Source organism: Nocardia sp. NPDC057440, from assembly GCF_042802915.1.
Taxonomy (GTDB): Bacteria; Actinomycetota; Actinomycetes; order Mycobacteriales; family Mycobacteriaceae; genus Nocardia.
This window is the reverse complement of record NZ_JBHVDF010000015.1, coordinates 93,652-119,914: the sequence shown is the minus strand read 5'-3', so window position 1 is coordinate 119,914 and position 26,263 is coordinate 93,652. Positions and strand designations below refer to the sequence as shown.

General features: G+C 66.7%; 26 protein-coding genes and 1 pseudogene. 14 read left to right on the top strand and 13 right to left on the bottom strand.

Features of this window, described 5'->3' with window-relative positions:
- Nucleotides 1–134 precede the first annotated feature (134 nt).
- Nucleotides 135–602 (top strand): YybH family protein, encoded by a 468-nt coding sequence (locus ACFU4Z_RS27610; protein ID WP_379068204.1) that lies wholly within the window; start codon nucleotides 135–137, stop codon nucleotides 600–602.
- A gap of 225 nt (nucleotides 603–827) precedes the next feature.
- On the opposite strand, the gene ACFU4Z_RS27605 is transcribed toward ACFU4Z_RS27610, so the two are convergent.
- From ACFU4Z_RS27605 to ACFU4Z_RS27595, 3 genes are all read right to left on the bottom strand, one after another.
- A complete protein-coding gene (locus tag ACFU4Z_RS27605; protein ID WP_379068201.1) occupies nucleotides 828–1,667 on the bottom strand; it encodes a DUF72 domain-containing protein in 840 nt (279 codons plus the stop codon).
- Between the two features lie 10 nt (nucleotides 1,668–1,677).
- The gene (locus ACFU4Z_RS27600; protein WP_379068198.1) at nucleotides 1,678–2,541 is read right to left on the bottom strand and encodes a Sir2 family NAD-dependent protein deacetylase; all 864 of its coding nucleotides are present in this window, start codon (nucleotides 2,539–2,541) and stop codon (nucleotides 1,678–1,680) included.
- A 174-nt stretch (nucleotides 2,542–2,715) separates the two neighbouring features.
- On the bottom strand, nucleotides 2,716–3,564 hold the full coding sequence (locus tag ACFU4Z_RS27595) for an alpha/beta fold hydrolase (RefSeq protein WP_379068195.1): 849 nt from the start codon (nucleotides 3,562–3,564) through the stop codon (nucleotides 2,716–2,718).
- Nucleotides 3,565–3,618: 54 nt separating this feature from the next.
- Between ACFU4Z_RS27595 and ACFU4Z_RS27590 the strand changes: the two genes are divergently transcribed.
- Nucleotides 3,619–4,203: a TetR/AcrR family transcriptional regulator gene (locus tag ACFU4Z_RS27590; protein WP_379068192.1), complete on the top strand. Its 585-nt coding sequence runs from the start codon at nucleotides 3,619–3,621 to the stop codon at nucleotides 4,201–4,203.
- Here the strand turns inward: ACFU4Z_RS27590 and ACFU4Z_RS27585 are convergent, their stop codons facing one another.
- A complete protein-coding gene (locus ACFU4Z_RS27585; RefSeq protein WP_379068189.1) occupies nucleotides 4,204–4,962 on the bottom strand; it encodes a hypothetical protein in 759 nt (252 codons plus the stop codon).
- A 296-nt stretch (nucleotides 4,963–5,258) separates the two neighbouring features.
- Nucleotides 5,259–6,722, bottom strand: coding sequence for an MFS transporter (locus ACFU4Z_RS27580; RefSeq protein WP_379068185.1), 1,464 nt, complete (start codon nucleotides 6,720–6,722; stop codon nucleotides 5,259–5,261).
- A gap of 53 nt (nucleotides 6,723–6,775) precedes the next feature.
- On the opposite strand from ACFU4Z_RS27580, the gene ACFU4Z_RS27575 reads away from it, so the two are divergent.
- Nucleotides 6,776–7,483 carry a TetR/AcrR family transcriptional regulator gene (locus ACFU4Z_RS27575; RefSeq protein ID WP_379068182.1) on the top strand — a complete coding sequence of 236 codons (708 nt, stop codon included), beginning with the start codon at nucleotides 6,776–6,778 and terminating at the stop codon, nucleotides 7,481–7,483.
- An 8-nt stretch (nucleotides 7,484–7,491) separates the two neighbouring features.
- Here ACFU4Z_RS27575 and ACFU4Z_RS27570 read toward each other — a convergent pair whose 3' ends face one another.
- Both ACFU4Z_RS27570 and ACFU4Z_RS27565 read right to left on the bottom strand, forming a co-directional pair.
- Nucleotides 7,492–8,613 carry a serine hydrolase domain-containing protein gene (locus tag ACFU4Z_RS27570; RefSeq protein ID WP_379068179.1) on the bottom strand — a complete coding sequence of 374 codons (1,122 nt, stop codon included), beginning with the start codon at nucleotides 8,611–8,613 and terminating at the stop codon, nucleotides 7,492–7,494.
- 159 nt (nucleotides 8,614–8,772) lie between these two features.
- Nucleotides 8,773–9,231 (bottom strand): SRPBCC family protein, encoded by a 459-nt coding sequence (locus ACFU4Z_RS27565; RefSeq protein ID WP_379068176.1) that lies wholly within the window; start codon nucleotides 9,229–9,231, stop codon nucleotides 8,773–8,775.
- A gap of 280 nt (nucleotides 9,232–9,511) precedes the next feature.
- On the opposite strand from ACFU4Z_RS27565, the gene ACFU4Z_RS27560 reads away from it, so the two are divergent.
- Complete coding sequence (locus ACFU4Z_RS27560; protein WP_379068173.1) at nucleotides 9,512–9,928, top strand: nuclear transport factor 2 family protein; 417 nt, start codon at nucleotides 9,512–9,514, stop codon at nucleotides 9,926–9,928.
- A gap of 76 nt (nucleotides 9,929–10,004) precedes the next feature.
- On the opposite strand, the gene ACFU4Z_RS27555 is transcribed toward ACFU4Z_RS27560, so the two are convergent.
- On the bottom strand, nucleotides 10,005–10,241 hold the full coding sequence (locus ACFU4Z_RS27555) for a hypothetical protein (RefSeq protein WP_379068170.1): 237 nt from the start codon (nucleotides 10,239–10,241) through the stop codon (nucleotides 10,005–10,007).
- A 174-nt stretch (nucleotides 10,242–10,415) separates the two neighbouring features.
- Here ACFU4Z_RS27555 and ACFU4Z_RS27550 point away from each other — a divergent pair, with 174 nt between their 5' ends.
- The 9 genes from ACFU4Z_RS27550 to ACFU4Z_RS27510 all read left to right on the top strand — a co-directional run bounded on the left by ACFU4Z_RS27550 (nucleotide 10,416) and on the right by ACFU4Z_RS27510 (nucleotide 20,803).
- The gene (locus ACFU4Z_RS27550) at nucleotides 10,416–11,510 is read left to right on the top strand and encodes an LLM class flavin-dependent oxidoreductase (protein ID WP_379068168.1); all 1,095 of its coding nucleotides are present in this window, start codon (nucleotides 10,416–10,418) and stop codon (nucleotides 11,508–11,510) included.
- Nucleotides 11,511–11,732: 222 nt separating this feature from the next.
- Nucleotides 11,733–12,125 (top strand): CE1759 family FMN reductase, encoded by a 393-nt coding sequence (locus tag ACFU4Z_RS27545; protein ID WP_379068165.1) that lies wholly within the window; start codon nucleotides 11,733–11,735, stop codon nucleotides 12,123–12,125.
- 86 nt (nucleotides 12,126–12,211) lie between these two features.
- Nucleotides 12,212–12,760 (top strand): YceI family protein, encoded by a 549-nt coding sequence (locus tag ACFU4Z_RS27540; protein WP_379068163.1) that lies wholly within the window; start codon nucleotides 12,212–12,214, stop codon nucleotides 12,758–12,760.
- Between the two features lie 186 nt (nucleotides 12,761–12,946).
- Nucleotides 12,947–13,144 carry a hypothetical protein gene (locus tag ACFU4Z_RS27535; protein WP_379068160.1) on the top strand — a complete coding sequence of 66 codons (198 nt, stop codon included), beginning with the start codon at nucleotides 12,947–12,949 and terminating at the stop codon, nucleotides 13,142–13,144.
- 92 nt (nucleotides 13,145–13,236) lie between these two features.
- Nucleotides 13,237–14,226 (top strand): winged helix-turn-helix domain-containing protein, encoded by a 990-nt coding sequence (locus ACFU4Z_RS27530; RefSeq protein ID WP_379068158.1) that lies wholly within the window; start codon nucleotides 13,237–13,239, stop codon nucleotides 14,224–14,226.
- A gap of 176 nt (nucleotides 14,227–14,402) precedes the next feature.
- On the top strand, nucleotides 14,403–16,043 hold the full coding sequence (locus tag ACFU4Z_RS27525; RefSeq protein ID WP_379068155.1) for an LCP family protein: 1,641 nt from the start codon (nucleotides 14,403–14,405) through the stop codon (nucleotides 16,041–16,043).
- 118 nt (nucleotides 16,044–16,161) lie between these two features.
- Nucleotides 16,162–17,379: an Ig-like domain-containing protein gene (locus ACFU4Z_RS27520; RefSeq protein WP_379068152.1), complete on the top strand. Its 1,218-nt coding sequence runs from the start codon at nucleotides 16,162–16,164 to the stop codon at nucleotides 17,377–17,379.
- Between the two features lie 368 nt (nucleotides 17,380–17,747).
- On the top strand, nucleotides 17,748–19,178 hold the full coding sequence (locus tag ACFU4Z_RS27515; RefSeq protein WP_379068149.1) for a WGR domain-containing protein: 1,431 nt from the start codon (nucleotides 17,748–17,750) through the stop codon (nucleotides 19,176–19,178).
- Nucleotides 19,179–19,315: 137 nt separating this feature from the next.
- Nucleotides 19,316–20,803 carry a mannitol dehydrogenase family protein gene (locus tag ACFU4Z_RS27510; protein WP_379068146.1) on the top strand — a complete coding sequence of 496 codons (1,488 nt, stop codon included), beginning with the start codon at nucleotides 19,316–19,318 and terminating at the stop codon, nucleotides 20,801–20,803.
- On the opposite strand, the gene ACFU4Z_RS27505 is transcribed toward ACFU4Z_RS27510, so the two are convergent.
- Nucleotides 20,788–21,828, bottom strand: a complete 1,041-nt coding sequence (locus ACFU4Z_RS27505) for a helix-turn-helix domain-containing protein (RefSeq protein ID WP_379068143.1) — start codon at nucleotides 21,826–21,828, stop codon at nucleotides 20,788–20,790. The two genes, ACFU4Z_RS27510 and ACFU4Z_RS27505, sit on opposite strands and share 16 nt — an antisense overlap.
- A 111-nt stretch (nucleotides 21,829–21,939) precedes the next feature.
- Between ACFU4Z_RS27505 and ACFU4Z_RS27500 the strand changes: the two genes are divergently transcribed.
- Complete coding sequence (locus ACFU4Z_RS27500) at nucleotides 21,940–22,377, top strand: nuclear transport factor 2 family protein (RefSeq protein WP_379068140.1); 438 nt, start codon at nucleotides 21,940–21,942, stop codon at nucleotides 22,375–22,377.
- Nucleotides 22,378–22,410: 33 nt separating this feature from the next.
- Here the strand turns inward: ACFU4Z_RS27500 and ACFU4Z_RS27495 are convergent, their stop codons facing one another.
- The 4 genes and pseudogenes from ACFU4Z_RS27495 to ACFU4Z_RS27480 form a co-directional block, all read right to left on the bottom strand.
- Nucleotides 22,411–22,848 carry an Rv3235 family protein gene (locus ACFU4Z_RS27495; RefSeq protein ID WP_379068138.1) on the bottom strand — a complete coding sequence of 146 codons (438 nt, stop codon included), beginning with the start codon at nucleotides 22,846–22,848 and terminating at the stop codon, nucleotides 22,411–22,413.
- A gap of 299 nt (nucleotides 22,849–23,147) precedes the next feature.
- Nucleotides 23,148–24,314: an ROK family protein gene (locus ACFU4Z_RS27490; protein ID WP_379068135.1), complete on the bottom strand. Its 1,167-nt coding sequence runs from the start codon at nucleotides 24,312–24,314 to the stop codon at nucleotides 23,148–23,150.
- A 26-nt stretch (nucleotides 24,315–24,340) separates the two neighbouring features.
- Nucleotides 24,341–25,759 carry a sugar ABC transporter permease gene (locus ACFU4Z_RS27485; protein WP_379068132.1) on the bottom strand — a complete coding sequence of 473 codons (1,419 nt, stop codon included), beginning with the start codon at nucleotides 25,757–25,759 and terminating at the stop codon, nucleotides 24,341–24,343.
- A 32-nt stretch (nucleotides 25,760–25,791) separates the two neighbouring features.
- Nucleotides 25,792–26,151, bottom strand: a pseudogene (locus ACFU4Z_RS27480) (ATP-binding cassette domain-containing protein); the annotation flags it as partial.
- Between the last annotated feature and the right edge of the window lie 112 nt (nucleotides 26,152–26,263).

Here is a 26,263-nt window from a genome sequence, read left to right as displayed (position 1 = left end):
TACCGCAAAGGTCCTAGGTCGCGCGGTGGGTGCTGGACTCGGCGGCGCGGCGAGTTCGAACTGATCGATCTACGCGACAATCCGCTACGGCGGCCCGCCACCTACCCCGCACATCGACTCCGAAGGAACCGATCATGACGACGCCGAACGACTTTCAGTCACGCGCTGACCGTATCGAGGTAGAGGAAGTCGAGATTCGCCGGCAAATCGACAAGGTAGTCGAAGGACTGCGAGCCAAGGATCTCGAGGCCCTGAAACAGCTGTACACAACCGACGTCGTCTCCTTCGATGTCGAGCCGCCGCTCCAGCATGTCGGGATAGCGGCGAAACTCGAGAACTGGGCGAAAGTCTTCATGTTCTTCGAGAGTGTGACCTATGAGGTTCGCGACCTGACGTTCACCGTAGGCAATGATGTGGCATTCGGGCACGCCTTTGCACGTCTGCGCGGCACGCTGAAGAACGGGGCCGAAACGAGCGGCATGTGGGTCCGGGTCACGTACGGCATGCGGAAGGTCGACGACACCTGGTTGATCGCGCACGATCAGGTGTCGGTGCCGCTCGACATCCTGAGCGGCAAAGGCGTGGTCGACCTCGAGCCCTGACCGGGTCGCAGGAGTGTTGTCGAGAGTGGTTGCCGAGGCCATCGCCTACAGGGTGGGTTGTTACCGACCAGCGTCCATGACCCGATCAGATCCTCGAGCAACCACTCCTGACGCACGCCCGGTCACGCTAGACGAAACCCGCTGCCGCCGAAGCTACTTCGCACTTGCTGACAGCTTCAGAATTCCGGGGCTCGGACCGGGCGTTCGAAATCGCCTGCGGCTCGATCAGAACAAGGTCATCGGTTCGACCGGCTGCGGCTCGGGCAGCGGCGCCAATTCCGGGAGCCGCGCCTGTATCTCGTCGTAGAACCGGCGCGCGAGATCCAAAGAGCTTGCGTTGTCAGGGGTGTGGAGGAAGACCGTCGGCGATCGGCCGTCCCGCAACCACTCGACGACCGTCTCGAGCCACGGCTGCCAGCCCGCGATCGTGCGTTCCTCCGCATCACGCCCGTGATACCGAACGATCGGGAACTCGGTGAGCGCCCGCATACGGCGCGGCAGGCGCGGCTTCTTCGACCGCGCCTCGGCCTCGGCCGGACTGGCCGACGGGCCATCGAAAAGCACTGTCGTATCGAAAGGTATCCACTCCGCATCGACGAGCGCGAGCACGCTTTCCAATTGCCGTGCGGCGGAATCGTTCTCGAAGAACGCCGGATGCCGGACCTCGACAGCGGATCGATATGAGCGCGGAAGTCTGCGCAGGAACGCGGCGAGCGCACCGAGATCGTTCGGGCCGAAGGAGCCGGGCATCTGCACCCACAGCGCGTGCGCGCTCGGCCCGAGCGGCTCGATGGCGTCGAGATACGCGCGCATCTCCGCGTCGACGCCTGCCAGCCTGCGCTCGTGGGTGACAGTCCTCGGCAGTTTGACCACGAACCGGAAGTCGGGCCCGACCTGTTCGGCCCACGATTGCACCGTCCGCCGCTGCGGCGTCGCGTAGAAGGTGGTGTTGCCCTCCACCGCATTGCACCACTCGGCATAGGACCGCAACTTCTCCCCCGCGATGGGCTGCCGTTCCTGCCAAGCGGCGTGCGTCCACATCGCACATCCCACGTGAAGCCGCATACCCACGACGCTAACGCAGACCACCGACAGCGGCGACCGCGTCCGCGAGGCCGGTCAGCGCGGTGGAGCAGCCGGCATCGAGAGTGAGCGCGGCGAATGCGTCGCCCCGGGTGCCACCTCGGTTGATGATGACAACGGGCCGTCCGTGTTTCGCCGCGTGACGGACGAAACGCAGGCCCGACATGACGGTCAGCGAAGAACCGGCGACCAGCAGGACCGCGGCGTGGTCGACCAGGTCGAAGGCGGCGGCGACGCGATCCTTGGGGACGTTTTCGCCGAAGTACACGATGTCGGGTTTGAGCATGCCGCCGCAGCGCGCACAGTCGACCATGCGGAAGCTTTCGGTGTCGGCGATCACCGCGTCGGCGTCCGGAGCCACCTCGACACCGCTGGCCGTGGCATCGGCCGCGAAACCCGGGTTCGCCGCTTCCAATCGCTCGGCCAGCGTCATGCGGGAGATGAGCGCTTCGCAGCCGAGACAACGCACCCGTGCGTAGGCGCCGTGCAGGTCGATCACGCGACGGCTGCCCGCCTTGGTGTGCAGCAGATCGACGTTCTGGGTGATCAGCCCGGTGACGACGCCCATCGACTCGAGTCGGGCCAGCGCGCGATGCCCGGGATTGGGGCGGGAGCCGTCCATGGCACGCCAGCCGATGTGGTTGCGCGCCCAATACCGTCGCCGGAAGACCGGATCACCGACGAACTGCTGGTAGGTCATGGGATTGCGGGCCGGTGAGGTGGGGCCGCGATAGTCGGGGATGCCGCTGTCGGTCGACACACCGGCACCGGTCAGCACCGCCACCCGGCGGCCGTTGAGCAGCTCGAACAGCCGGTCGAAGTCCGCATCGACGCGCGATTCCGCGATTACCGACATGGAAATCAGAGTACGGCGGCACGCCACACCCGAACCGGCGCGTCCTCGTTCGCGGCGGCCAGGCGGTTGCCGGTCCGGGAATTCCGCCGCAACTGCCCGCGCCGGTGTGCACCGACGCGGATTCGGCGAGCACCGCGATGCCGATTTCGACAGCGCGGTGTGGTGACTCGCGCCTCAGACCGCCCCGGTCCGCTGGCTGGTCAGGAAGGCCGCCATCGCCTCGGCGACCGCGTCGGGTCGATCGAGCATAGACAAGACGTAGGCATCGTCGATCTCCACGAGACTGCCCTTGGGCAGCAACTCCGCGAGCCGGCGACCGTGGTCCCTCGGCATCACCTTGCCCGCCGACGACCACAGCACCAGGGCATCACCGGAAAAGTGCCGCAATGCCTCGGTATTCGCGATCAGCTCGGGTCCACGGAAGTCCGACTTGGCATATTTGATCAGGTCACGCCGAATTGCCTTGTCGCGCAACGCTGGTTCGGTCCACCCGTGCACCAGGTCGTCCGGCAGCGCCTTGCGCGCCATCAGCCCCATCATCAGCGGCGAGTCGCGTAGGAACCGGATCCGCAACTGCCGCAACGCAAGTGCGACCCCGCCGGGAATCGCGACCGCGATGGCGACCATCTTGCCCGGCAGTCCTGGCGGAAAGTTGTCGAACGCCTCACACGGCAGTGCGATCAATCGGGCCACCCGCTGATCGAGACCGTATGCGGTGAGAAACAGTCCCCCACCCCAGTCGCTGTGCACCACTGTCACCTCGCGCAGATCGAGCGCGGCGAGGAAGTCGGCGATGATCTGATTCTGCCCGCGCAGGGAGAGGTCCGCGCCGGGATTCATCGGCGTCGTGTGCGCGCCGAGCGGCAGGTCGGGCAGCACATAGCGGAATCCGCTCGGCAGCAGGTCGATCACCCGATCCCACACGGTGTGGTTCATCAAAAGACCGTGGAGCAGCACGACGGGCGGGCCGTCGCCACGCTCGACATAGTGGATCCGACCGGCGGCAATATCAACTGCAGGCATCGCAGCACCTCCGCTAGAGTAGTCGCTCTAGAGCATTTGCTCTAGTCTTACGGAGTGGCCGAGAAGATGTCAACCAGCACCAGGGAGCGGATCCGCACGGCGATGGCGGAGCTGATGCGCACGCAGGGCTACGGCGCGACCACTGTGAAGCAGGTGAGCGAGCTGGCGCAGGCGCCGATGGGCTCGCTCTATCACCACTTCCCCCAGGGCAAACAGCAGATCGCGGCCGAAGCGCTGCGGGCGGCGGGCGCGGCCTACATCCAGCTGCTGCCGATTCTGATGGATCCGCACGAAGATCTGCGCGAAGCGGTGACCGCAGCCTTCACCGATGCCGCCGAACAGATGGAACAGGCGGGCTGGCTCAATATGTGCCCGGTCGTCACAGTCGCGGGCGAAATCGCCGACAGTGAACCGGCGCTGCGGGCGGTCACCGCCGAAATCCTCAACTCATGGATCGCTCGCGGCACCGAATACTTCGAGCGGCGCGGGCTCGATGCGATGCAGGCGCGCCAGTTCACGCTCGCACTACTGAGCGCACTGGAGGGCGCCTTCATCCTCAGCCGCACCCTGCATTCGACCGAACCCCTGCGCGCCGCGGGTCGCGCCCTGGCGGTTCAGCTGGTCGACGACCCCGTGTAGCTACCGCGGTTGTTCCGGTGCCTGCTGCGCCTGGGTCGGCTGCGGCTGCACAATCTTGGGCTTGTCCGCCCAATGCGTCGTGCCGTCGGCGGCCATTATCGTGCTGACCAGATCGACACCTGCGGCAAGCAGAACCGGGCCGCCGACGATGATGGTTCCGATGATCCCGCCGATACCGGCGCCGGTGAGGAATCCAGCGATGCAGCCCGCGGCGATGGTGACCACGCAACCGATGGTCGCGCCGACCGCGGTCCCGACGAAACCGCCGATCGCGGTGGCAAGGCCGAATTGGCTGGCGAATTGGTTTCTGGCGCGCTCGTTCTCGAGCACCGACGCCACCGGCTTGACGGCAACCGGCTGCGAGACGGCGAGTCCCGCCGGCTTCCTCGGCGTCAATTCCAGCACCGTGCCGTCCTTCTGCACGACCGGTTCGACCGGGATTCCGGTCGCCGCGATACGGAAGTCGAGCGGCAGGGTCAGCACGGTGCGACCCGCGCCGTCCTCGAGATCGACCACGTCGACCACGTCGGCGATATCGGCGGCCTTGCCCGTGGCGTCGACCAGCTGGCCGTCTCGCTCGACGAGACGACCGTCACCGCCCGCGGCCAGCACACCCGCGAGCGCTTTCGACAGCTCGAAGGTGCCGCCCTTCACGGTGGTCACCACGGCCTTGTCCACTAGCTTGACCGAGTACGTGATGTCGGGCTGCGCGGGCTCCACGGCAGGTTCGGCGTGGACGATGCCTGTACCAAGAGTCACGGCGCCGATAACCAGGACGGCCGCTGTAGTGCTGTCGCAAAGCCTCATTCGGGTTTTCCATTCCGTCATCAGGGGCAATTGATCTGCCGCGCCCTGCACACCGATGCTCGAACCAGTTCCGCACTCGCGATACTCCCCGATCGAATGTGCCGACATGCACAATGAGGAGGCAGAGGGGAGCATAGCGGAGCCGTCCGCGAGATGCGAGTGGCTATTCCCCAGAGAACGCTATGAGGGCGGATCGATTCGCAGTGTCGGCCAGTGCCATTCGTCGAACGGCACCGGCCGCAGCACCGCTACCCGACCGTGGCCGCCTCCGTTTCCTTCGGCGACTCGGCCGAGCCCGAGCGCGACCGCAGCAGCACCAGGCCGAGCAGAGCGGCGGCGATGCTGAAGCCCGCGCTGATCCACGCACCGGTGGACATGGCGGTCGTGAAGGCCGTCTTCGCCGGCTCGATGTAGCCGAGTTGGAAAGCCGCGCCGATGGATTCGCGGGCCGCGTCAGGAGCATCCGCGGGCATGTTCGAGGTGAACACCCCCGCGAGAACGCTGCCGAGAATCGCGATGCTGATCGCCATGCCGACCTGCTGCAGGGTGTCGTTCATGGCCGAGCCGACACCGGCGTGTTCGAGTGGGATGGCGCTCATGATGGCGGCATAGGCGGCGGGACCGGCGAGGCCGCCGCCGATGCCCATCACCAGCATGCTCGCCAGCACCGCGAAATATCCGGTGCCGAGGGCCAGGATGCCGAAGGCCACGCCCATCACGAGCAGGCCCGCCACGATGAGCGTCTTGTTGCTGAGCTTTTGCCCCAAGGTCGCGCCGAGACCGTTGCACACCGCGGCGGCCACGGCGTACGGCAGCAGCGCGAGCCCGGCCTTCATCGGCCCGTAGCCGAGCACGAACTGCAGGTACTGGGTGAGCATCAGCATGATCGCGCCCATACCGAACACCATCAGCAGCAGGGTGAGCGCCGTGCCGGTGAAATCACGCTTGCGGAAGACCGCCAGCGGCAGCATCGGGTGCGCGGATCGACTCTCCCACACGGCGAATGCGATGAACGACGCGATCGCCAGCACGATCATCCCGATGTTCCACTCACGTTCGATGATCACGTAGACCGTCGAGCCGAGCGCGGTGATCGACAGCACCACGCCGAGCAGATCGACCGGCCGCTGCTCCCCCGTCGATTCGGGCATCAGCACGACCGCGGCGACGATCGCCGACGCCGCGACCGGAATATTGAGCAGGAACACCGAGCCCCACCAATAGTGTTGCAGCAGAAAACCACCCAGCGTCGGCCCGAGCACGATGCCGACCATCGAAACGGTGGACCAGGCGGCCATCGCCTTGCGCCGCTCGTCTTCGGCGAAGGTGGTCATCAGGATCGACAGCGTCGAAGGCATCAGCAGCGAGCCGCCGATGCCCATGGCGGCACGCGCGGCGACAACCTGCCACGGTTCGGTGGCCAGCACGGCGAACAAGGATGCCACTCCGAACACCCCGAGGCCGACGATCAGCATTCGACGCCTGCCGAACCGGTCGGACAGGCTGCCCGCGGTGAGCAGCAAACCCGCGAAGACGAGGACATAGGCGTCCAGGATCCACTGCACGTCCGAGGGTGAGGCCCCGAGTTCTCGGATGAGTGACGGGATAGCGATATTGAGCACGGTGCCATCGATCATCAGCACCAGCAAAGACAGACAGAGGACCCCGAGAATCCACCAACGGCGAGGGTCTCGTACAACGTTCGATTCCACTCGCACACCGTACGATAGAATCGAACAATGTGCGAGCGAATTATGCTGGCTCGATGACCAAGCAGTTCACCTCGGTGTGGACCCGCGAGCCCCGCCAACCCAAAACGGCGGGCCTCCGCCGCGACCAGATCGTCGCTGCCGCAATCGAACTCTTGGATGCCGAGGGGCGCGAGGCGCTGAGCATGCGCAAGCTCGGGGCCAAACTCGGCGCGGGCGCGACCAGCCTCTACTGGCATGTCGCGAACAAGGACGAACTACTGGAACTGGCCCTGGACGAAATCTGGGGCTTGGTGGACATCCCGGAGCCCGACGAAGCCTCGTGGCGCGATGTGGTGACGACGGTCGCCTACAGCTTGCGCGTCACCATGCTCGCCCACCCGTGGGTGGCGTCCATGGCGGTCCAGATGCCGAACATCGGCCCGAACTCGTTGCGCCTCGGCGACCGGCTGCGCCGCACCTTCCTCCGCGCGGGCTTCACCGGCGTGGACGTCCACCTCGCGACCAGCACGGTGATGAGTTACGTTCTCGGCCAGGTCATTCCGGCGATCACCGCGGACAAGGCATTCGACGGTGACCTCAACCCGGAGAACATGATGGCGCTGATGGACCAGATCGGCCACGACTACCCGGAGATGATGGCGGACTACCGCACGAGCGTCCCGGCCAACCCGGATGTCGCCCGCGCCATGGCCTTCGACTTCGGCTTGCTGTGCGTCATGGACGGCCTCGAAGCGCGGCTGCGCGCCGCGCCGAAGTCCTGATACCGCCGCTACCCGCAGAGGGCAGCATCGACGAGGGCATTCGTGCCCCCCATCAATACACTCATGCCCACGAAGACCGTGAGCTCGTTCGTGCTGATGGTCACCGCGCGGTCGGTGGTGGCCGCGCCGAAGACGAAGTAGCCGTTCATGGCGCCACCGTGGCTCCAGGTCTCGATGCCACACCTGTTGACGCGACGGAACAGGCCGAGACCCACCTCGCGGGGCCGGGCCGGATCGTTGGTGGGAATGGTGTGCATCATCTCGGCCTGCACGTCAGGTGGCAGCAGCCGCCCGGACACCAAGGCCATGAAGAATCGGTTCAGGTCCGCACCGGTGGACACCAGTGCGCCGTCGGAAAGGCCCCAGCCCGGGTCGATGTCGGTGATGTCGACACGGGTGCCTTTGAAGGTGTGATATCCGTGCGGATGCGGTTGCCGAATCACGTTCTCCACCGGGAACAATGGCCAGTAAGTACTGGTCAGCCCCAGCGGCACCAGGATTCTGCTGGTGATCTCGACCCCGACCGAGGACCGGGTGACCTGCTCGATCAACTCCCCCGCCAGCAGATAATTGGTGTTGGAGTAGCCGAAGGCCGAGCCGGGGGCGAACACGGACGGATGGTCGAGGCCGAGGCGGATCAGCTCGTCGGCCGGCCGAGACCGCCGCAGTGCGTCAGCGGAATCGAGGTCGAGGTAGTCGAGATAGTCGGGAATACCACTGCTGTGCTGCAAGAGATTTCGGACGGTGATCACACGCCCGTCGCCACCCGGCCCGCGGACCCGGCCAGGGAGATACCGCTCCAGCGGAGCGTCGAGTTCCACTCGATGCTCGGCCACCAATTGCAGCACGACCGTCGCGACGAAGGCCTTGGTGTTGCTGGCTATCCGCACCTGAGCGTTATCCGGGAAAGCCGCGCCGGTCGCCACATCTCCCACACCGCTATTGATCTGGATGTCGGTGCCGTGCTCGGTGAGCACCAGTTGCGCACCGGGCACCAAGGTGTCCTTGACCAGCTCGTCCAGACCGGCCTGCAGCACCTGGGCCCGCATCGAGAATTCCGGATCGGCACTCGACGCCGATGTCAGGGCCAGTGGCGAAACCATCACTACCACAGCCGAAACCGCCGTCATCGCACACCGTCTCATCGGGCCTCATCCTGCTCGGCCCGTGACCGTCCCGCTGATAGGCGATCATTCGTGGCTGAAGTTCGAGCACTGCGTGAGGCAATACCCGGACGGGTCCCGTTCGGTTCGAACCAACGCCGTACTGCAACCACCGACAATCCGGTCTCACTTCTGCTCGACGAACTCCTTGATGCGGTTCAGCGTTTGCCGCATTCCCTCACGATTGGTCTTCCCGCGCGCCCGACCGGCCACCAGCCAGTACAGCCGCAGCCCGACGATGTCGGCGAGCCGGAACGACTCGGTGACATCGGTGCCGTCAGCGACGGTCTCGAACCGATAGCTCCAGGTGTTGAGCGCCATCCCGCCGGGACCGAGCACGGTGAAGGTGAACTCACGGCCCGGCTCGCAGGCGTCGATCCGGCAGACCGTCCAATACTTCAGGCCCCAGCCATTGCGGTTGACGTGGCCACGGAACTTGACGCCGACGGCGGGCGCTGTCGCGCCACCGAGCCATTCCGCGCCGAAGGTCTCCGGGCTGAACCGGCCGGTATTGGTGATGTCGCTGACCAATTCCCAGACCTCTTCGGCGGGTGCAGCCATCCGAACCGTCACGCTATCGTGCATATTCGAACGCTATCACCGAGCCTGCGCACTGGGACCGGGCCGCGACGCGGCGGTCGATGCCGGTCAGCGCGAACTCCGCCCAGCGGATGCTCTCCTGTTCGAAAGAAATTTTCCCGCAGCAACGTGAGTTAGAGCCCGGCACGCTCGGTATCGGTGCGTCGAGAGCGAAGGCGTGCAGCGCCGCGCGCCCGGCGGGGTGATCGAATCAGTCGCTTGGTGGGGCGGCGCCCGATAGCGTTCGATTCGGATACTCGACACATTGAACTATGGGAGGTGGGTCATGCACCCGTTCCGGAAAGCCGTCGAAGCCGGTGACGCGGCCGCCATCGAAGCATTACTGGCCGACAACGTCGTCTTCACCAGCCCGGTGGCGTTCAAGCCATACCCGGGCCGGGCCATCACCGCCGCCATCATCCGCGGCGTCATGCGAGTCTTCGAAGACTTTCGCTACATTCGCGAGATCGCCGACGTCAACGGGCTCGACCACGCCTTGGTCTTCGAGGCGAAGGTCGACGGCAAACAGCTCACCGGCTGCGATTTCATCCACCTCGATGCCGACGGCAAGATCGATGACCTCATGGTCATGGTCCGCCCGCTGTCGGCGGCCAATGCGCTCGCCGCGGCCATGGGCGCACAGTTCGACCGGATCCAACGCGAGGCCACCGAGCAGATCGAGCGAGAAGCCGCAGGCACGTAGGCACTGGTGCGCGCCCGCTCGGCGCTTCCCATCGCGGGCGCATACGGCGCCGTCGGCGACCCCGGGCGGTGAAGAATCATGCGTCGCGCCTGCGCAGCTCGATTCCGGCGGCGATGAGCCGCTTGGCATGCTTCTTGTGCACCGCCTGCCTGGTGACCCCGAGCGCCTCGGCGACCTGCGGCCAGCTCCAGCCCGCCCGCATCGCTTGTTCGACGGCAGCGTCTTCGACCTGATCAGCCAGGCGGCGCAAGGCCGCGACCGACGCAAGCGCATCGGCCGGGCCCTGGGTACCGGGAGGATCGACATCAGGCATACAAGCAACCTTAGTTGACTACACCCCCTTTTCAGTCAACCAGAGTTGCTTATCGACGACACCCCGAGTGACGTGAGCCACGTTCCCGTTCGGCGGAATAGCGGGCCCGCTGTTCATGTTCCATTGGTTGCCACATCCACCAACTGGATGTAAGACTTGGATTGAGGAGGTGTCGTGCAGTTCGGAATCTTCACGGTCGGGGACGTGACCACCGATCCGACCACCGGTCGTACGCCAACCGAGCACGAGCGCATCAAGGCGATGGTGACGATCGCACGCAAGGCCGAAGAGGTCGGCCTCGACGTGTTCGCTACCGGTGAGCACCACAACCCGCCGTTCGTGCCGTCGTCGCCGACCACCATGCTCGGGTACATCGCCGCACAGACCGAGCGCCTACAACTGTCCACCTCCACGACGCTGATCACCACCAACGATCCGGTGAAGATCGCCGAGGATTTCGCCATGCTGCAGCACCTGGCCGACGGCCGGGTCGACCTGATGCTCGGGCGCGGCAACACCGGGCCGGTCTACCCCTGGTTCGGCAAGGACATTCGCGACGGCATCCCCCTTGCCATCGAGAATTACCGTCTGCTGCACCGGCTTTGGCGCGAGGACGTGGTCGATTGGGAGGGCAAGTTCCGCACCCCGCTGCAGTCGTTCACCTCGACGCCCCGCCCGCTCGACGGTGTGCCGCCGTTCGTGTGGCACGGGTCGATCCGCAGCCCCGAAATCGCCGAGCAGGCCGCCTATTACGGCGACGGGTTCTTCGCCAACAACATCTTCTGGCCGAAGGAACACTTCCAGCGGTTGATCGAGCTGTACCGGCGGCGCTACGAGCACTACGGCCACGGCTCCGCCGACCAGGCGATCGTCGGCCTCGGCGGACAGGTGTTCATGCGCAAGAACTCTCAGGACGCGGTGCGCGAATTCCGTCCCTACTTCGACAATGCGCCGGTCTACGGCCACGGTCCGTCGCTGGAGGACTTCACCGAGCAGACACCGCTGACCGTGGGCAGCCCGCAGGAGGTCATCGACAAGACGCTGAGCTTCCGTGACTCTTTCGGCGACTATCAGCGCCAGCTCTTCCTGATGGACCATGCGGGCCTACCGTTGAAAACGGTGCTGGAACAACTGGATCTACTGGGCGAAGAGGTGGTCCCCGTGCTGCGCAAGGAATTCGACGCGCTGCGCAAGGAGCACGTGCCATCGGCACCGACCCACGCCGCTCTCGTCGCTGCCCGAAACGCGAGAATGGAGGTCGCGCAATGACGCGCATCGCCGTCATCTCGGCCGGGCTGGCGCAACCGTCCTCGACCAGACTGCTTGCCGATCGCCTCGCCGCTGCGACCGATCAGGCGCTGACCGCGTCCGGTAGGGCCGTGCGGTTCGATGTCATCGAATTGCGGGACCACGCCCATGCTTTGGCCGACAACCTGGTGACCGGGTTCCCGGCCGCCGGCCTCCGGCCTCCGGGAGACGATCGGCACGGTCGTGGACGCGGACGGCATCATCGCCGTGACACCGATCTTCAATGCCTCCTACAGCGGCCTGTTCAAGACCTTCTTCGATGTGCTCGAGCCGGATTCTCTCACCGGAATGCCGGTGCTCGTCGGCGCGACCGGCGGCACCGCCCGCCACTCGCTCGCACTCGAGCACGCCGTGCGGCCGATGTTCACCTACCTGCGTTCGGTCGTAGTGCCGACCTCGGTGTACGCGGCCTCCGAAGACTGGGCGTCCGCCGACACAGATGGTCTCGGCGCCCGAATCGACCGTGCGGCAGTGGAATTCGCTGACGCACTGGCCACAGCTCACCACGACCGCCCGTCCGATCCCTACGACGAGCCGGTGCCGTTCGCGCAATTGCTCGGAGGCACCGCGAGCTGACCACTGGTGCAACGGCGCACCGCCCCGGCACCACCGCTGGACATCTGTTCACACCGCAGTAATTGAAAAATCAACTAGGAGACAGCATGACGACCAACACCGCCAACGCCCTGACCGCAGGCACCTGGGCGATCGACCCCGCCCACTCCACCCTCGGCTTCTCGGTTCGCCACCTCATGGTGAGCAAGGTGCGCGGCCGCTTCGCCGACTTCTCGGGCAAACTGGTCATCAACGAAGACGGCACCGCGCAGGCCGACGCCGAGATCCGCGTCGACTCGGTGACCACCGACAATGAGCAGCGCGACGGCCACCTGCGCACCGCGGACTTCTTCCACGCCGCGGACTTCCCCGTCGCGACGTTCTCCTCGACCGGATTCCGCGTCAACGGCGACGACTTCGTGGTGGACGGCAACTTCACCATCCGCGGCGTTACCAAGCCGGTCTCCCTGGACGTCGAGTTCCACGGTGTCAACCCGGGCATGGGCAATGGCCCGGTCGCGGGCTTCGAGGCCAAGACCGTGATCAACCGCCGGGACTTCGGCATCACCATCGACATGCCGCTGCCCGACGGCGGCGCCGTGATCGGCGACAAGATCACCCTTACCCTCGAGATCGAGGTCGGCCTGCAGAGCTGATCAATCCTCTCGAAGCCCGAAGCCGCTGCAACGGCTTCCGATCGGCGCCGAGCCCCATTCGTGGAGCCCGGCGCCGATTGGCGTTGCTGCCGACTACACCGGGTGTTTCGGCCCCAGCCGAATGAGGGTGCGCCCATCGTCCGACGTTTCCTACGCTGCTGAACGCCGACAACTCAGGAGTTCGACATGATGAAGGACGTAGCGGCACGGGGTGACGGAGTCGTCGCACTCGCGGGCGCCCATGCGTTCGATAGCGCGGCGGCCGCCTGGAAGCGGTGGCGGACGGCCGTGCCCGCAGCGAATGAACCACTGGCTCAACCGACACCCGCGACCATCGATGGACTGCTGACGCGACTGGATCCGTTCGTCGCCGCGCGGCGGTAAGTCCGCGAAATCGCAGGTACCGTGGTGCGGTATCGAGTGACGACGATGCGGGGCAGCCGATGAAGCGAATCCACTGCACACCCGAGGATTTGATGCGCGTCCGAATCGGGACTCCGCTCGGCGCGCTCGCGGAGACGCTCTTGGCGACCAGGGTCGTGCAACGCACCGGCGGCGCTGTGTTCGACGGCTGGCGCAGGCAGGTGCGGGAGGCGATGCCCGATGATTTCGGCGTGCTCGCCGCAATCGTGCCCGCCGACGACGACTTCGTCGATTTGATCACCCCGACCCTCGGTGCGCGCTCGATACCGGAAGGTATCGAGGCACTGCACCTGGCTCCGCGCCTCGAGATCCGCCGGGAGCTGGACGCCGTTGTCGGTCGCCGCGCCGCATTCGGCTACCCGCCGCTGCCTGCGTGGACCACGTATCTGCCCGCCCGCGACGGCAGCGCGCTGCGCGACGTCGCTGCCGCCGTCGAGGCCTTCCATGCCGCGGCCTTCGCGGGCCGATGGGCGCATATCCAGTCCTACCTCGATATGGCCGCCGATCGGATGGCCCGGACGATGGCCACCGAAGGCGTCGACGGATTATTTGCCGGGCTGCGGCCCTACGTGCGCTGGCGTGCGCCCATCCTCGAAGTCCGCACCCGGAGGGAATGCCACGACGCGGCGCTCGGCGGACGCGGATTGATCGTCGTTCCCTCGCTTTTCGTCGGACCCGAAGCGCTGGTGCTGCATTCCACCGTCGATAAGGACGCACCGAGGACGCTGGTCGTCCCGGTCCTGCGCACTATCGGCGATTTCGCGTCGGCGTGGGGGCCGCGCGCAACCAACGAGGCGTTGAATGCCCTGCTCGGGCGGACCCGCGCGGCCGCGCTCCAGGAGATCGCCGCAGGCTGCACCACCACCGAACTCGCTCGCCGACTCGGTGTTTCGCCCGCAACAGCGAGCGAACACGCGTCGATATTGCGGGAGGCCGGGCTCATCGATAGCAGGCGGCACCGCAATGCCATGAAACACGAGGTGACGACACTCGGCGCGGCCCTGCTCGACGGTGATTTCGGCAGCGGCGTGCGCATCGCATAAGCCGTCGCTCGCGCAGTGTCCGATTCTTGCCACGATCACCGGATCGGGTGACACTGGAACGACCGAGTGTGGTGACCATCAGCGCATGGTCAGCGTCGGCTCGGGTGCAGTATCGAACGAGTCGCGACGAAGAAGTTGAGGCGGCGACGAATGACCCGGCCACGAAGGCTGCCGCGATGATGGACGACGACACTGTTCCCATCGCTGCTGTCGACGGTCGATGGTCGCAGCGCTCACCACGCCCCCAAAACCGGCAGGCGGCGCACCGGCGTGCGACGCAGTCCCCGAGACGGCGCCGGCCCGCGGCCGAACCCGCGCCACGGGCACGTCGAGCCACCGAACCCCCACGACGTGGTCGTCGCGCCGCGCAGCTCGCGACCCGAGCGGTCGCCTGCGCCGCCGCACTCGCTGTCCTCTCCGGCACCGGATTCGCCTGGTCCGCCAAGACCGATTTCGAGCACGGCTTCACCCGCACCGAGGCCATCCCCGACGACGCACCGCATTCGCCGGGCGGCGATATGAATATCCTGCTGATCGGCCTGGACACTCGAAAAGACCTGAACGGCAACGACCTACCGCAGCCAATCCTCGACCAGTTGCACGCGGGCGACGGCGACAACGGTGGATACAACGCGAATTCGCTGATTCTGCTGCGCATTCCGGCGGATATGAAGAAGATCGTCGCCATTTCCATCCCGCGCGACGACTACGTCGCGGTGTCGGGCATTCCTGGCTACGACCACATCAAAATCAAGGAGGCCTACGGCCTGAAAAAGGCCGCCGCCCAGGCCAAGCTGATCGACAGCGGCGAAAAAGACCAGGCCACGCTGGAGCGGCAGGGCCGTGAAGCGGGCCGGGCGTCCATTGTGCAGACCGTCCGCAACCTCGTCGGCGTGCCGATCGACCGGTTCGCCGAAATATCGCTCGCCGGTTTCTACGACTTGGCGACCGCGCTCGGCGGTGTCGATGTCTGTCTGAATCACGCGGTCGACGACAGCTACTACTCCGGCGCGACCTTTCCCGCGGGCCCGCAGCACTTGAACGGCTCCGACGCGCTCGCTTTCGTTCGCCAGCGACACGGCCTGGAAAACGGCGATCTCGACCGAACCCATCGTCAGCAGGCCTTTCTCACCTCGGTCGCCAAGTCGCTCAAGGACACCGGCGCCTTGACCAACCTCGGCAAGCTGTCCGAGCTGATGGACGTCGCTCATCGCGACGTAGTGCTGTCAGGCGGCTGGGACCTGCTCGATTTCGCCCGCGACCTCGGGTCCGCGGGCTCGATGTCGGTCGAGTTCCGCACCCTGCCGGTGCTGCGCTACGACAATGTCGACGGCCAGGACGTCAACATTGTCGATCCGGTCGCCATCAAGAAGGAAGTGCGGGCCGCCTTCGGCGTCGAAGCGGCGCAGCCGTCTCCGGACCGTGTCCCGACGAGCACGGTCGACGTCCATAACGCGAGCGGCCGGACCGGTCAGGCCGCCAAGCTCTCCACCGCACTTGCCACGCGCGGCTACCGGCCGGGCGCGGTGGGCAACGGCACCTACGCCGACGGTTCCGCATCCACCGTCACCTACGGGCCCGGCGCCGAGGCCGACGCCACCCAGCTGGCCGAAACCCTCGGACTGACCGCGACGGCCTCGCCGGCCACCGCGACCGACCACATCACGGTCGTCATAGGCAGCGATTTCACCATGCCCGCCGAACTGACCCCGGCCTCGCCCGCTGCCTCGCGGACCACCGCATCGGATCTGCCCGTCCCCGACTCCGGCAAGCCGGTCGTGACCCAGGTCGGCGGCACCGTGCCCTGTGTGAACTAAGTCATCGACCAGGTCGGTTATCGACGGCAAAGGCAGCCCCCAGCGGCCGGTAAACTACGGATGGGGACAGTAACCAGAGCTGCGCCGCTGGCAATGCACGGCGATATATAGGAGATCCATGTCGAATCGCCGCTTCCGGTCGAGCGTTGCCGCGGGTGTTGTGCTGGTGACGGCTCTGGTCGTCGCCGCGTGTTCTTCGTCCGCGCCGCAGGCGACGGGACCCGCCGAGCAGTCGCCCGCCGGGATCTCCATCAGTCCGGGGGACGGCGCGAGCAAGGTCGACCCGCTGGGCCCGGTCCGGGTGAGCGTGGGCGACGGTCAGTTGACCTCGGTGACCATGACGAACGAGCAGGGCAAAGCTGTCGAGGGGATCCTGACACCGGACAAGACCGCCTGGAAGCCCGCCGAGCCGCTCGGCTACGGCCGCACCTACACGGTGAGCGCCGAGGCGCTCACGATCACCGGCCGCACCGGCCCGACCACGGCGACCTTCTCCACGCTGACCCCGAACAACCAGACCAAGGTGTATCTGAACACCACCGCAGGCACGCCGTTGAAAGACGGTGGTACCTCCGGCGTCGGCACCGTCATCGTCGCGCACTTCGACGAGGACATCCCCGACCGGGCCGCCGCGGAGAAACGGCTGGTGGTAGCGACCACCCCCGTCGTCGAAGGCTCGTGGTACTGGGTCGACAACCGCAATGCGCACTGGCGCCCACAGCAGTATTACGCGCCGGGCACCAAGGTGACCGTCACCGCGAACATCTTCGGCGCCGAGCTCGGCAAGGGCCTGTTCGGCCAGGAGGACAGCAAAACCTCCTTCACCATCGGCCCCTCCCATGTGTCGATCGCCGACGACAACACCAAGCAGGTCCAGGTCTTCGAAAACGGCAATCTGATCCGCACCATGCCGACCTCGATGGGCATGGGCGGCAGCGAGGTCGTCGGCGGCAAGACGATCACGTTCTGGACCCAGCCCGGCGTGTACACGGTCATGAACAAGGCGAACCCGGTGATCATGGACTCCTCCACCTTCGGGCTGCCGGTCAACTCGCGGCTGGGCTACAAAGAGTCCATCAACTGGGCGACCCGGATCAGCACCGACGGCATCTACCTGCATGAACTGGCATCCAGTGTGTGGGCCCAGGGCAACACGAACACTTCGCACGGCTGCCTCAACCTCAGCCCCGCGAACGCGCAGTGGTTCTTCGATTTCGCGGCGCCCGGCGACATCGTCGAGGTCCGCAATACCGGCGGTGCGCCGCTCGAGGTCTGGCAGAACGGCGACTGGGGCCTGCCGTGGGACCAGTGGCAGCAGGGCAGCGCACTGGGCTGAGCACGTCGGCCGCGGCTTCGACCGGAAGGGCACTGACGTGGACATCTCGACCATGCCGCCCTCCTACGGCGTAACCATGCCGGAATGGGTTTTCGACGTGTTGCGCGATCAGGCACTCGCGGTTTCGACGCCTACGGCCGTATGACCGCCGAGCAGGGGCTCACTGTCTACAACGCGCGCGGCACCACTTAGCCGAAGCCCGCTCGATATTCCTGCACCCTGCCCCGCACGACGCCGGGTACGTCAGTGCCGCCTACCCGGGGCCGCACGCCGGTGACGAGTCGGCCGCCACTGGTCGCACGGGAATGTCGGTGCCCCTTGCTAACTTTCGAGATGTTCTGATCTCACGAAAAAAGCGGGGCTATGCGATGACCACCGGGGGCACTACCTATCTCGAACTGTCCGAGGACGGCGGTTCGGCACACAAGTTCTACGAGGTCGCCGTGGCGGGCACCGAGGTGACCATTCGTTACGGACGCATCGGCGACCCGGGGCAGACGCAGGTGAGTTCCTTTGCCACCGTGGAGAAAGCGGCCGCCGCCGCCGCGAAGAAGGTGGGCGCGAAGGTGCGACGGGGCTATGCGCCCGCGGTGCGGGGTGCGCGGACCAAGCGTCCGGTCACCCGGCGCGCGATCGTCAGCCAGCGCTCCACCGCGAAGTCGGCACCGGTGCTGTGGACCTTCGACTCGGGCGCGGCCGCGTTCGGCATCTTCGTCGATGAGCACCGCTGCTGGGTCGGCAACGAGCACGGCGACGTGTTCACCTTGACACCCGCCGGCGACGTGACCGGCCGCTTCCGTCTGCCCGATGCGGTGAAATGCATTGTGGCAGACGATTTCTGGATCTATGCCGGATGCGACGACGGCAGGGTGTACGACCTTTCCGGCAAGGTGCCGCGCGCCGCATACGACATCGCCGCCGATGTCGACATCTATTGGCTCGACATCCACGACGGCATCCTCGGCGTCTCCGATCGAGACGGCGGCATCACCGTGATCGACCATGAGGAGGAGTTACTCTGGACTCGGCGCAGCACCGGGAACTCGGGCTGGATGGTGCGCATCGACCGGGACGGCGTCTATCACGGCCATTCCGACGGCGTCACCAAATATGGTCTCACCACCGGCAATCACCAGTGGCATGTCCGCACCGGCGGCCCGGTCCTGTTCGGCTGGCAGGAGACCGACGCGGTCTACGCGGGCACCAGCACCCGCCAGGTGCGGATGGTGGCGAAGAACGGCAGATCCGAGCGCTCCTACCAGTGCGATGCCGCCGTATTCTCCTGTGCCACTTCGCCGGACGGCCGCTATGTCTTCGCCGGTGACAACTATTCTTCGGTCTACTGCTTCGATTCCAGCGGTCAGCGCCTGTGGAAACTGGCCACCGGCTGCGGTTCGGCGTACTCCATGCAGTACCACGACGACAAGCTGTACCTGGTCACCACCAACGGGACGCTGGCCTGCCTCGATGTCAGCGAGGCGGCCATCCACAATGCGGAGCAGGGCGTCTTACCCCAGACGCTGTCGGTCAAAGCGCCGGAGATCTCCGCCGTGACTCCGAGCAGGACCGTCGAAGTGGCCGTGGCCGTGGACGCGGGCTCCGGCATCGTCGTGGAGTGCGTCGAGGACGGCGGCAATCTGCGGGTGCATGTCGTGTCTCCCGGCTACCAACGCGCCTGGAACGTCCAGTTCCCCCGCGATATTCGCGAGGCGGGCGTCCGCTACGTCGTCGATGCCGTCGCCGAGTCGGCACGCGGCGGGTTCTACCGGGTCCGCGGCGATATCCGGCGATTGAGCTGACACCGGTGGCGAACCAGTCGTGCCGGATGCGCCCGCCACACCTGGTTCGCCCGGCCGGTTGCGCACTCCGAGCTCGGTGGCGGACCGGCCGCTATCATCCATGATGTGACGCAGGCGACACTGGATCGGTTCCGGTAATGACCGGGCTCAACGCGCAGACTCTGTCCGATCTCAGCGCTCCGGTATCGACACCCACGTATGAACGCAGCGGAATACGCACCGGCATAGTGCATTTCGGGGTCGGCGGCTTTCATCGGGCCCACCAGGCGCGATATCTCGACCTGCTCCTCGAATCGGGTGCCGCCCGGGAGTGGGGAATCTGTGGGGTCGGTGTGCTCGCCAAGGATCGCCGGATGAGCGAGGTGATGGCCGAGCAGGACTGCCTGTACACCCTGTCCGTCACCGAACCCGACGGCGCTTGGACACCGCGGGTCGTCGGCTCGATTGTCGAGTACCTCTTCGCCCCGGACGATCCCGAAGCGGTCGTCGAGAAGCTGGCCGACCCGGACACCCGCATCGTCTCGCTGACCATCACCGAGGGTGGATACAACATCTCCGCGACCACCGGCGTGTTCGATGCGGCAAATCCTGCCGTCCGCGCCGATCTCGTGCCGGGAGCCGTCCCCGCGACCGTGTTCGGCCTTGTCGCCGAGGCACTTTCGCGGCGCATGGCACGCGGCACGGCGCCGTTCACGATCATGTCGTGCGACAACATTCAGGGCAACGGCCATGTCGCCCGAACCTGCTTCACCGCCTTCGCCCGCCTGCGCGATCCGGCGCTGGCGGACTGGCTGGACCGCGAGGGCGCGTTTCCGAATTCGATGGTCGATCGGATCACCCCGGCGACAACCGCTGCCATGAGGGCCGAGCTCACCGACCGTTTCGGCATCGAAGACGGGTGGCCGGTGGTGACAGAGCCGTTCCTGCAGTGGGTGCTCGAAGACGAGTTCACGCTGGGCCGCCCCGAGTTCGGCAGGGTCGGCGTGCAGCTGGTCGAGGACGTCGCGCCCTACGAATTGATGAAGTTGCGGATGTTGAACGCCAGCCACCAGGCGCTGTGCTACCTCGGGCATCTGACCGGATATCGGTTGGTGCACGAGGTGGTTCAGGACGAAGCGTTCAGGCGGTTCCTGCTCCGATATATGGACGAGGAAGCGCGACCGACGTTGCTTCCCGTCCCTGGTATCGACCTCGACACCTACCGGGACACTCTCATCGAACGTTTCGCCAATGCCGCGGTCGGCGACACTGTGGCCCGGCTGTGCGCGGAGTCGTCCGACCGGATACCGAAGTGGCTGCTGCCGGTGCTGCGCAGCCAGTTGGCCACCGACGGCGCGATCGCCTGCGCCGCAACAGTAGTAGCGGGCTGGGCGCGCTACTGCGAAGGGATCGACGAGGGCGGTGCGCCGATCGAGGTCGTGGATCCGCTGCGCGATCGCCTGATGGCGCTCGCCCGTCGCCAGCACGACGACCCGACCGTATTCCTCTCCGACCGCTCGGTGTTCGGCGACCTGATCGACGAGCCTCGCTTCGTCGACGCCTACCGCGCGGCATTGGCGAGCCTGCACACCCGCGGCGCACGCGCCACCATCGTCGACCTGCTGCGCGATCAGCGGACCCCGTGACAAGCAGCTGCCGTCTGGCCGAATTGTCCGCTGTGGTCGCGGATGGCCCGCGTGCACTCGGCGTCGACGCCTCCGAATTCCCTCAGATCGGCCGGCGTCGGAAACAGGCGGCCGAGCCCGAACTGTCCCAGCCCGGCGACCGGTGCGCCGTACTCTGTGACGATTTCGCCGAGGACGGCCGCAGCCGCTGCCGCGCCGACGTGGTCGGCCACGATGGCGCGGACACCGGCCTCGAACGGATCCCACGCGCGTCCACCGAGGAAACGCCGCACCTGGTCCACCTGGTGAATGAGTCCCTCGATGCGCGGTAGATGGGCGATCAGCCGCGCATCGGCAGGCCCGGCCGCGCTGATCTCGATCACTCCCGGATCGCCGTCGACGCGCACCGTCCGCCGGTAAACCGTCTTCGTGGCGTTCTCGACGCCGCCGATCGCGTCGCAAGCCAGCTGCGAAAGCCGTCGACCGAGGTCGACGGATGCGGGCAACGGCACCCGGAGGGCGAGTCCACCGTCGGCAACAAGCCGATCCGCGCGGCGTCGGCATCGGCGTAGTTCGAGCGGCGCGGCGCGGAAAGTCGCGGTCATGACTCGATTGAACTGGCGGAGGCTGCCGAAACCGGCGGCGAAGGCGATATCGGTGACCGACAGGTCGGTGTCGTCCAGCAGTCGCCTGGCGAAATGTGCGCGCCGGGAGCGTGCGAGCTGATCGGGTGTGGCACCGACCTGTTCGTGGAACATCCGACGCAGATGCCGCTGCGACACCGCGAGCCGGGCGGCGAGCGCCGCCTCGTTGCCCATGTCCAGCGCACCCTCGGCAATGAGATCGACGGCGCGGCACACCAATTCGGAGGTATGCGCGGGTCCGGCCGCGGCCCGATACGGCCGACAACGGTGGCAGGCGCGAAAACCTGCCGCTTCCGCTCCGGCCTGGGAGGAAAAGGACACGACGTTCGACGGCAGCGGACGACCAGGACACGGCGGCAGGCAATAGATGCCCGTCGTGACGACCGCCTGGAACGCTCCCATATCCGAAGTCTGCGCGCGCCCCGGCCTACCGGCCAGACATATTCGGACACGCCTGCCACCGTGTCCGAATATGGCGAGATCGGTAGCCGCACACCACCCAGGATTGCCCGCATGGACGCTACGACGAGCACAGAATTCATCCTGCGGGCCTGGCGCGAGTTCGCCACCCGAGACCCCGACCGAATCGCCGCCGTCCTCACCCCCGACATCGAATGGCTGGCCCCACCCCACAACGCCACCGCCCGTGCGCTCGACGGCAGCAGCCACCTCATCGGCCGAGACCGCGTCGTGCATTTCCTGACCACCGAATTCCCGGCGGTGTTCGTAGCCGACCGGCACGTCGACTTCACAGCAGTCACCGCGACCGACACGACCGTCGTAGTCGAGACCCGAATGCGGGCCACCCTGATGAACGGCCGCCCTTACGACAACGACTACTGCTTCATCTTCGAACTCTCCGACGACCGGATCCACCGGGTGCGCGAGTACATGGACACGCGACGCGCCCAGGAAATGTTCGACGGCAGCGGTTTCCAGCAGAACGGCTGAAGCTCTGCGCCATGCTCCTCGATCGGTTCGCGGTCAGAACAGCCGCAGCGCACTCAAGCGCCAGCCCTTGGCACGCGTGCGGGTGATGCGGGCAGCCAGCGCGAAGTGGCGGATGCCGCGGTCGTAGGCGGCGCACACTTCCGCGGCGGCGGCATCGACCATGACCACGTCCACTCTGGTCAGCACCGCCGCGCCCAGGGTGCGCCCCGGTGCCAGGTCGGCTCTGACCAGAGTCCGCACCGCGGACAGCACCGGCGGCTGCGCGACCGCGGCCAGCTGCGCGACCGGTCGACGGTGATCGAGCACTTCGAGGGTGAGCCGCAGTGTTCGATCCGCGAATAGCTTTGTCGTCGAATCCACTTCGGGCATCGCGGTCTCGGCGGCCGACAACTCACCGGCCGCCCGGCGGACACCGGCCGGATCCCCCGAAGGGCGGGCACGGCACACCCGCTCGCGTGGCGGCGGTGGCAACTCATCGAATCCCGTTGTTCGACGCGATGACCGGCACGGCTGCAGAGGTGGCTCGCTTCGTGGTGCGCGCGACAACGCCCTGGGATACCTGTCCATGCAACAACCCCCTCGACCCCTGATCGCGACCCCCGCGATCGAATCGCGATAGCATGTCACGGATCTCGATGCAAGTAAAGATGCAGGTCAGCAGGCCAAGCGACCGCTCGGGCGCGGAGGGGTTCACCGAAGGCATTGATACTCGGGTGTATTGATTCGAGCAGGCCGACGGGCTGATCGGTCGCGGCGGTGCGGATCGGCGCTCAGACCGTGCCGAGAACTCCCTCGAACGCCGCTTCCGCCGCACCGATCAGCTTCAGATCCGCTCCGAGAGAGGACTTTTCGACTCGAACGCCGCCGATCGCCCGGCTCACCATGCTGCGGCGACGCACCTGCTCGGCGGCCCGCTCCACAACGGCGTCGGGCAGCGCGGTGAGCAGGTCGCCGAGGACGACGAGTTCGGGGCCGAGGATGTTCACCACGTTCACCAGGCCGAGGGCGAGCCAATCGATGTATTCACCGAGCCGGTCGACCGCGTCGGAATTGCGTTCCAGCTCACGCAGTTCCGCGACGATCGCGCCGCGCGGGCTGCCCGCGGCGAGGCCGAGCGCCCTGGTCAGCGCGGCCTCACCGACCTCGGTCTCCCAACAGCCCTCGTTGCCACAGTGGCACGGGCGGCCACCCGGCCGCACCGTCATGTGGCCGATCTCGCCGAGATACCCTGCCGCACCGCGCAATAGCGAACCTTGCGCGATCAGTCCCCCACCGACGCCGATATCCGCCGACACGAAGACCGCGTCCGATACACCACGCCCGACGCCGCGCAGATGCTCGGCCAGCGCACCGAACTCCGCATCGTTGCCGACGACGACAGGAACCCCGAGCAGCGTGCTCATCCGCGCGCCGAGCGCGACATCGACCCAATTGAGGTTGGCCGCGTCGTGCACATACCCGTCGGAACGCCGCACCACGCCCGGCACCGAGATACCGGCGGCGGCGGGGCGCAGGCCGAGATCGCTCGCCAGCAGTGCCGCGGATTCGGCGATGTGGGTCATCACCTCGCCCGATTCCCGTTGCCGCCCACGCAGATTCCAGCTGTCGCGGCCGAGGATCTGGCCACCGAGCCCGATCAACGCGATCCCGACATGTTCCACCTGAACATCCACCGCCAGCACGACCACCGCCTGCGGTTGCGGCAGCACCAGCAGTGACGGCCTGCCCGCGCCCCGCGCGAGCCGAGGCACCCGCTCCTCCACCACTCCGGTCTCGGCAAGCCCGTCCACCAGCATCTTGATGGTGGAACGGTTGAGACCGAGTTCCGTCGCCAAGGCCGCCCTCGTCGCCGGGCCGCCCGCGTGCAACCGGCGCAGCAGGATCGCCCGGTTGACGCGTCGCAACTCGTCAGGGCGGGCAACGGCGGGGCTGGTCATGCCCTCAGGGATACCATCACCCGCACTCAGCCTTCCGTAGTGGCCGCTCGGCGGCGCGTCAACGCGTCGACGGTCGCCGCCAGCAACAGCACCAGACCGGTGACGATGGCGACCACCGCGGCGGGCTGTTCGAGCAGCCCGAGCCCATTGGCGACGACGGCGAGCACCGTGCCGCCGATCACCGCGTCCGCGACCCGGCCCTTGCCGCCGAACAGCGAGGTGCCGCCGATCACCGCGGCGCCGACCGCGAACAGCAAGGTGTTGAGCCCGCCCGCCTGCGGGTCGACCGAGCCGACCTTGGACGAGTACACGATCGCGCCGATGGCCGCGCACGATGAGCACACCACGAAAACGCTCGCCCGGATCCGAGTGACATTGATGCCGGCCCGCCGCGCGGCCTCGCGATTGCCGCCGACCGCGTAGATGTGCCTGCCGTAGGTCGTCCTGTTGAGGACATAGGTCCCGATGACCAACAGCGCCAAGACAATCGGCACAACGTAGGGCACACCACGGATCTCGATGGCGTCATTGCGCGATCTGTTGATCGTCAGCAGGGCGGTGGCCACCGCCGCCAGGACGGTCAACACCGAAACCTTCACCACCACAAGCGGTGTCGGCTGGGTGACCAGACCGCGCCGAACACGCAGGACGTGTCTGCCGATGGTGAGCGCCGCATACCCGCCTGCCGCCACGATGAACAGCGCCCAGCTGCCCACCGTCGACAGGTTGCCGTTGGCCACCCGATCCAGCACCGTCGAGGAGCTGATGCCCAGCACGCCGCCCTCACCGATCAGCTGAAGAATCACACCCTGCCATGCCAGGAACAGTGCGAGGGTCACTACGAAGGACGGCATGCCGATCTTGGCGATGAGGAACCCGGTGATGCAGCCGATCGCCGTGCCGACGCACACCGCGAGCAGCATCTCGATCCACGGATTCGCTTCCAGCCCTGACACGGTCAGCGCGAGCCCGAGCAGCGACATCGCGACGCCGGGCCAGATCCGCAACAGCCCGGCCAGGACGGCCGCCAGTATCAGCATGGCGACGAAGATGATGAACACCGTCGACCCCATGCCCGCGAGCAGGTTTCCGTTCTCGACATAGTGCATCGCCAGCACGGCGCCCGCGACGCCCGACGCCGTGCCCGCCGACAGGTCGATCTCCCCGATCAACAACACGAAGACGATCCCGATGGCGATGATCGTCTGCCCCGCGCCCTGCGCGAGCAGGTTCGCGATGTTGTTGAGCGAGAAGAACACATCCGACAGCGCCGAGAACATGATGACGAGCGCGACAAGTCCGAGCAGCGCGGGCAGCGAGCCGATATCGCCCCCGCGCAGCCGGGACAGATACTCGCGAATCGCATCCGCGGTGGACTGTGTCGTGGTGTCGATCCCGAAGTCGGCGACCGCCGTTGTCGTCGGGACCGCGGAAGTATTCGTCATCGCATTGTCTTTCTCGTGCACGGCACTCTCGTTCACAGCACCGCGGATTCCGGTCGAGCCAGCCCCAGATCACCGGAACGTCCCGCGGTGATGAGTTCGACGACCTGACTGTGGGTGACGTCCTCGGTATGCACCTCGGCCGCCATCCGCCCCAGATACAGCACCGAGATCCGGTCGGCGACCTCGAAGACGTCGGCCATGTTGTGGCTGATCAGCACCACGCCGAGCCCCTGTTCGGCGAGCCGTCGGACCAGATCGAGGACCTGCCGGGTCTGCGCGACGCCGAGCGCGGCCGTCGGCTCGTCGAGCAGCACCAGATTGCTGTTCCAGAGCACCGATTTCGCGATGGCGACGGTTTGACGCTGCCCGCCCGACAGCGCCGACACCGGGGTGGGGGGGGGGGGGGGCGGGGGGGGGGGGCGGGCGGGCGCCCGCGGACCGGGCGGCCGCGCGGCGGGGGGGGGCGGGGGCGGGCCGCCCCCCCGCCCCCGCCGCCGCCCCGCG

What these genes read in the sequence shown, in the direction of transcription:
- ACFU4Z_RS27510 (WP_379068146.1), top strand. Translation starts at nt 19,316, where the DNA reads ATGACCGGGCTCAACGCGCAGACTCTGTCCGATCTCAGCGCTCCGGTA.
- ACFU4Z_RS27555 (WP_379068170.1), bottom strand. Translation starts at nt 10,241, where the DNA reads ATGCCTGATGTCGATCCTCCCGGTACCCAGGGCCCGGCCGATGCGCTT.
- ACFU4Z_RS27605 (WP_379068201.1), bottom strand. Translation starts at nt 1,667, where the DNA reads ATGCGGCTTCACGTGGGATGTGCGATGTGGACGCACGCCGCTTGGCAG.
- ACFU4Z_RS27570 (WP_379068179.1), bottom strand. Translation starts at nt 8,613, where the DNA reads ATGACGGCGGTTTCGGCTGTGGTAGTGATGGTTTCGCCACTGGCCCTG.
- ACFU4Z_RS27560 (WP_379068173.1), top strand. Translation starts at nt 9,512, where the DNA reads ATGCACCCGTTCCGGAAAGCCGTCGAAGCCGGTGACGCGGCCGCCATC.
- ACFU4Z_RS27485 (WP_379068132.1), bottom strand. Translation starts at nt 25,759, where the DNA reads ATGACGAATACTTCCGCGGTCCCGACGACAACGGCGGTCGCCGACTTC.
- ACFU4Z_RS27515 (WP_379068149.1), top strand. Translation starts at nt 17,748, where the DNA reads ATGACCACCGGGGGCACTACCTATCTCGAACTGTCCGAGGACGGCGGT.
- ACFU4Z_RS27490 (WP_379068135.1), bottom strand. Translation starts at nt 24,314, where the DNA reads ATGACCAGCCCCGCCGTTGCCCGCCCTGACGAGTTGCGACGCGTCAAC.
- ACFU4Z_RS27575 (WP_379068182.1), top strand. Translation starts at nt 6,776, where the DNA reads ATGACCAAGCAGTTCACCTCGGTGTGGACCCGCGAGCCCCGCCAACCC.
- ACFU4Z_RS27520 (WP_379068152.1), top strand. Translation starts at nt 16,162, where the DNA reads ATGTCGAATCGCCGCTTCCGGTCGAGCGTTGCCGCGGGTGTTGTGCTG.
- ACFU4Z_RS27505 (WP_379068143.1), bottom strand. Translation starts at nt 21,828, where the DNA reads ATGGGAGCGTTCCAGGCGGTCGTCACGACGGGCATCTATTGCCTGCCG.
- ACFU4Z_RS27530 (WP_379068158.1), top strand. Translation starts at nt 13,237, where the DNA reads ATGCGCGTCCGAATCGGGACTCCGCTCGGCGCGCTCGCGGAGACGCTC.
- ACFU4Z_RS27565 (WP_379068176.1), bottom strand. Translation starts at nt 9,231, where the DNA reads ATGCACGATAGCGTGACGGTTCGGATGGCTGCACCCGCCGAAGAGGTC.
- ACFU4Z_RS27610 (WP_379068204.1), top strand. Translation starts at nt 135, where the DNA reads ATGACGACGCCGAACGACTTTCAGTCACGCGCTGACCGTATCGAGGTA.
- ACFU4Z_RS27595 (WP_379068195.1), bottom strand. Translation starts at nt 3,564, where the DNA reads ATGCCTGCAGTTGATATTGCCGCCGGTCGGATCCACTATGTCGAGCGT.
- ACFU4Z_RS27535 (WP_379068160.1), top strand. Translation starts at nt 12,947, where the DNA reads ATGATGAAGGACGTAGCGGCACGGGGTGACGGAGTCGTCGCACTCGCG.
- ACFU4Z_RS27500 (WP_379068140.1), top strand. Translation starts at nt 21,940, where the DNA reads ATGGACGCTACGACGAGCACAGAATTCATCCTGCGGGCCTGGCGCGAG.
- ACFU4Z_RS27600 (WP_379068198.1), bottom strand. Translation starts at nt 2,541, where the DNA reads ATGTCGGTAATCGCGGAATCGCGCGTCGATGCGGACTTCGACCGGCTG.
- ACFU4Z_RS27540 (WP_379068163.1), top strand. Translation starts at nt 12,212, where the DNA reads ATGACGACCAACACCGCCAACGCCCTGACCGCAGGCACCTGGGCGATC.
- ACFU4Z_RS27525 (WP_379068155.1), top strand. Translation starts at nt 14,403, where the DNA reads ATGATGGACGACGACACTGTTCCCATCGCTGCTGTCGACGGTCGATGG.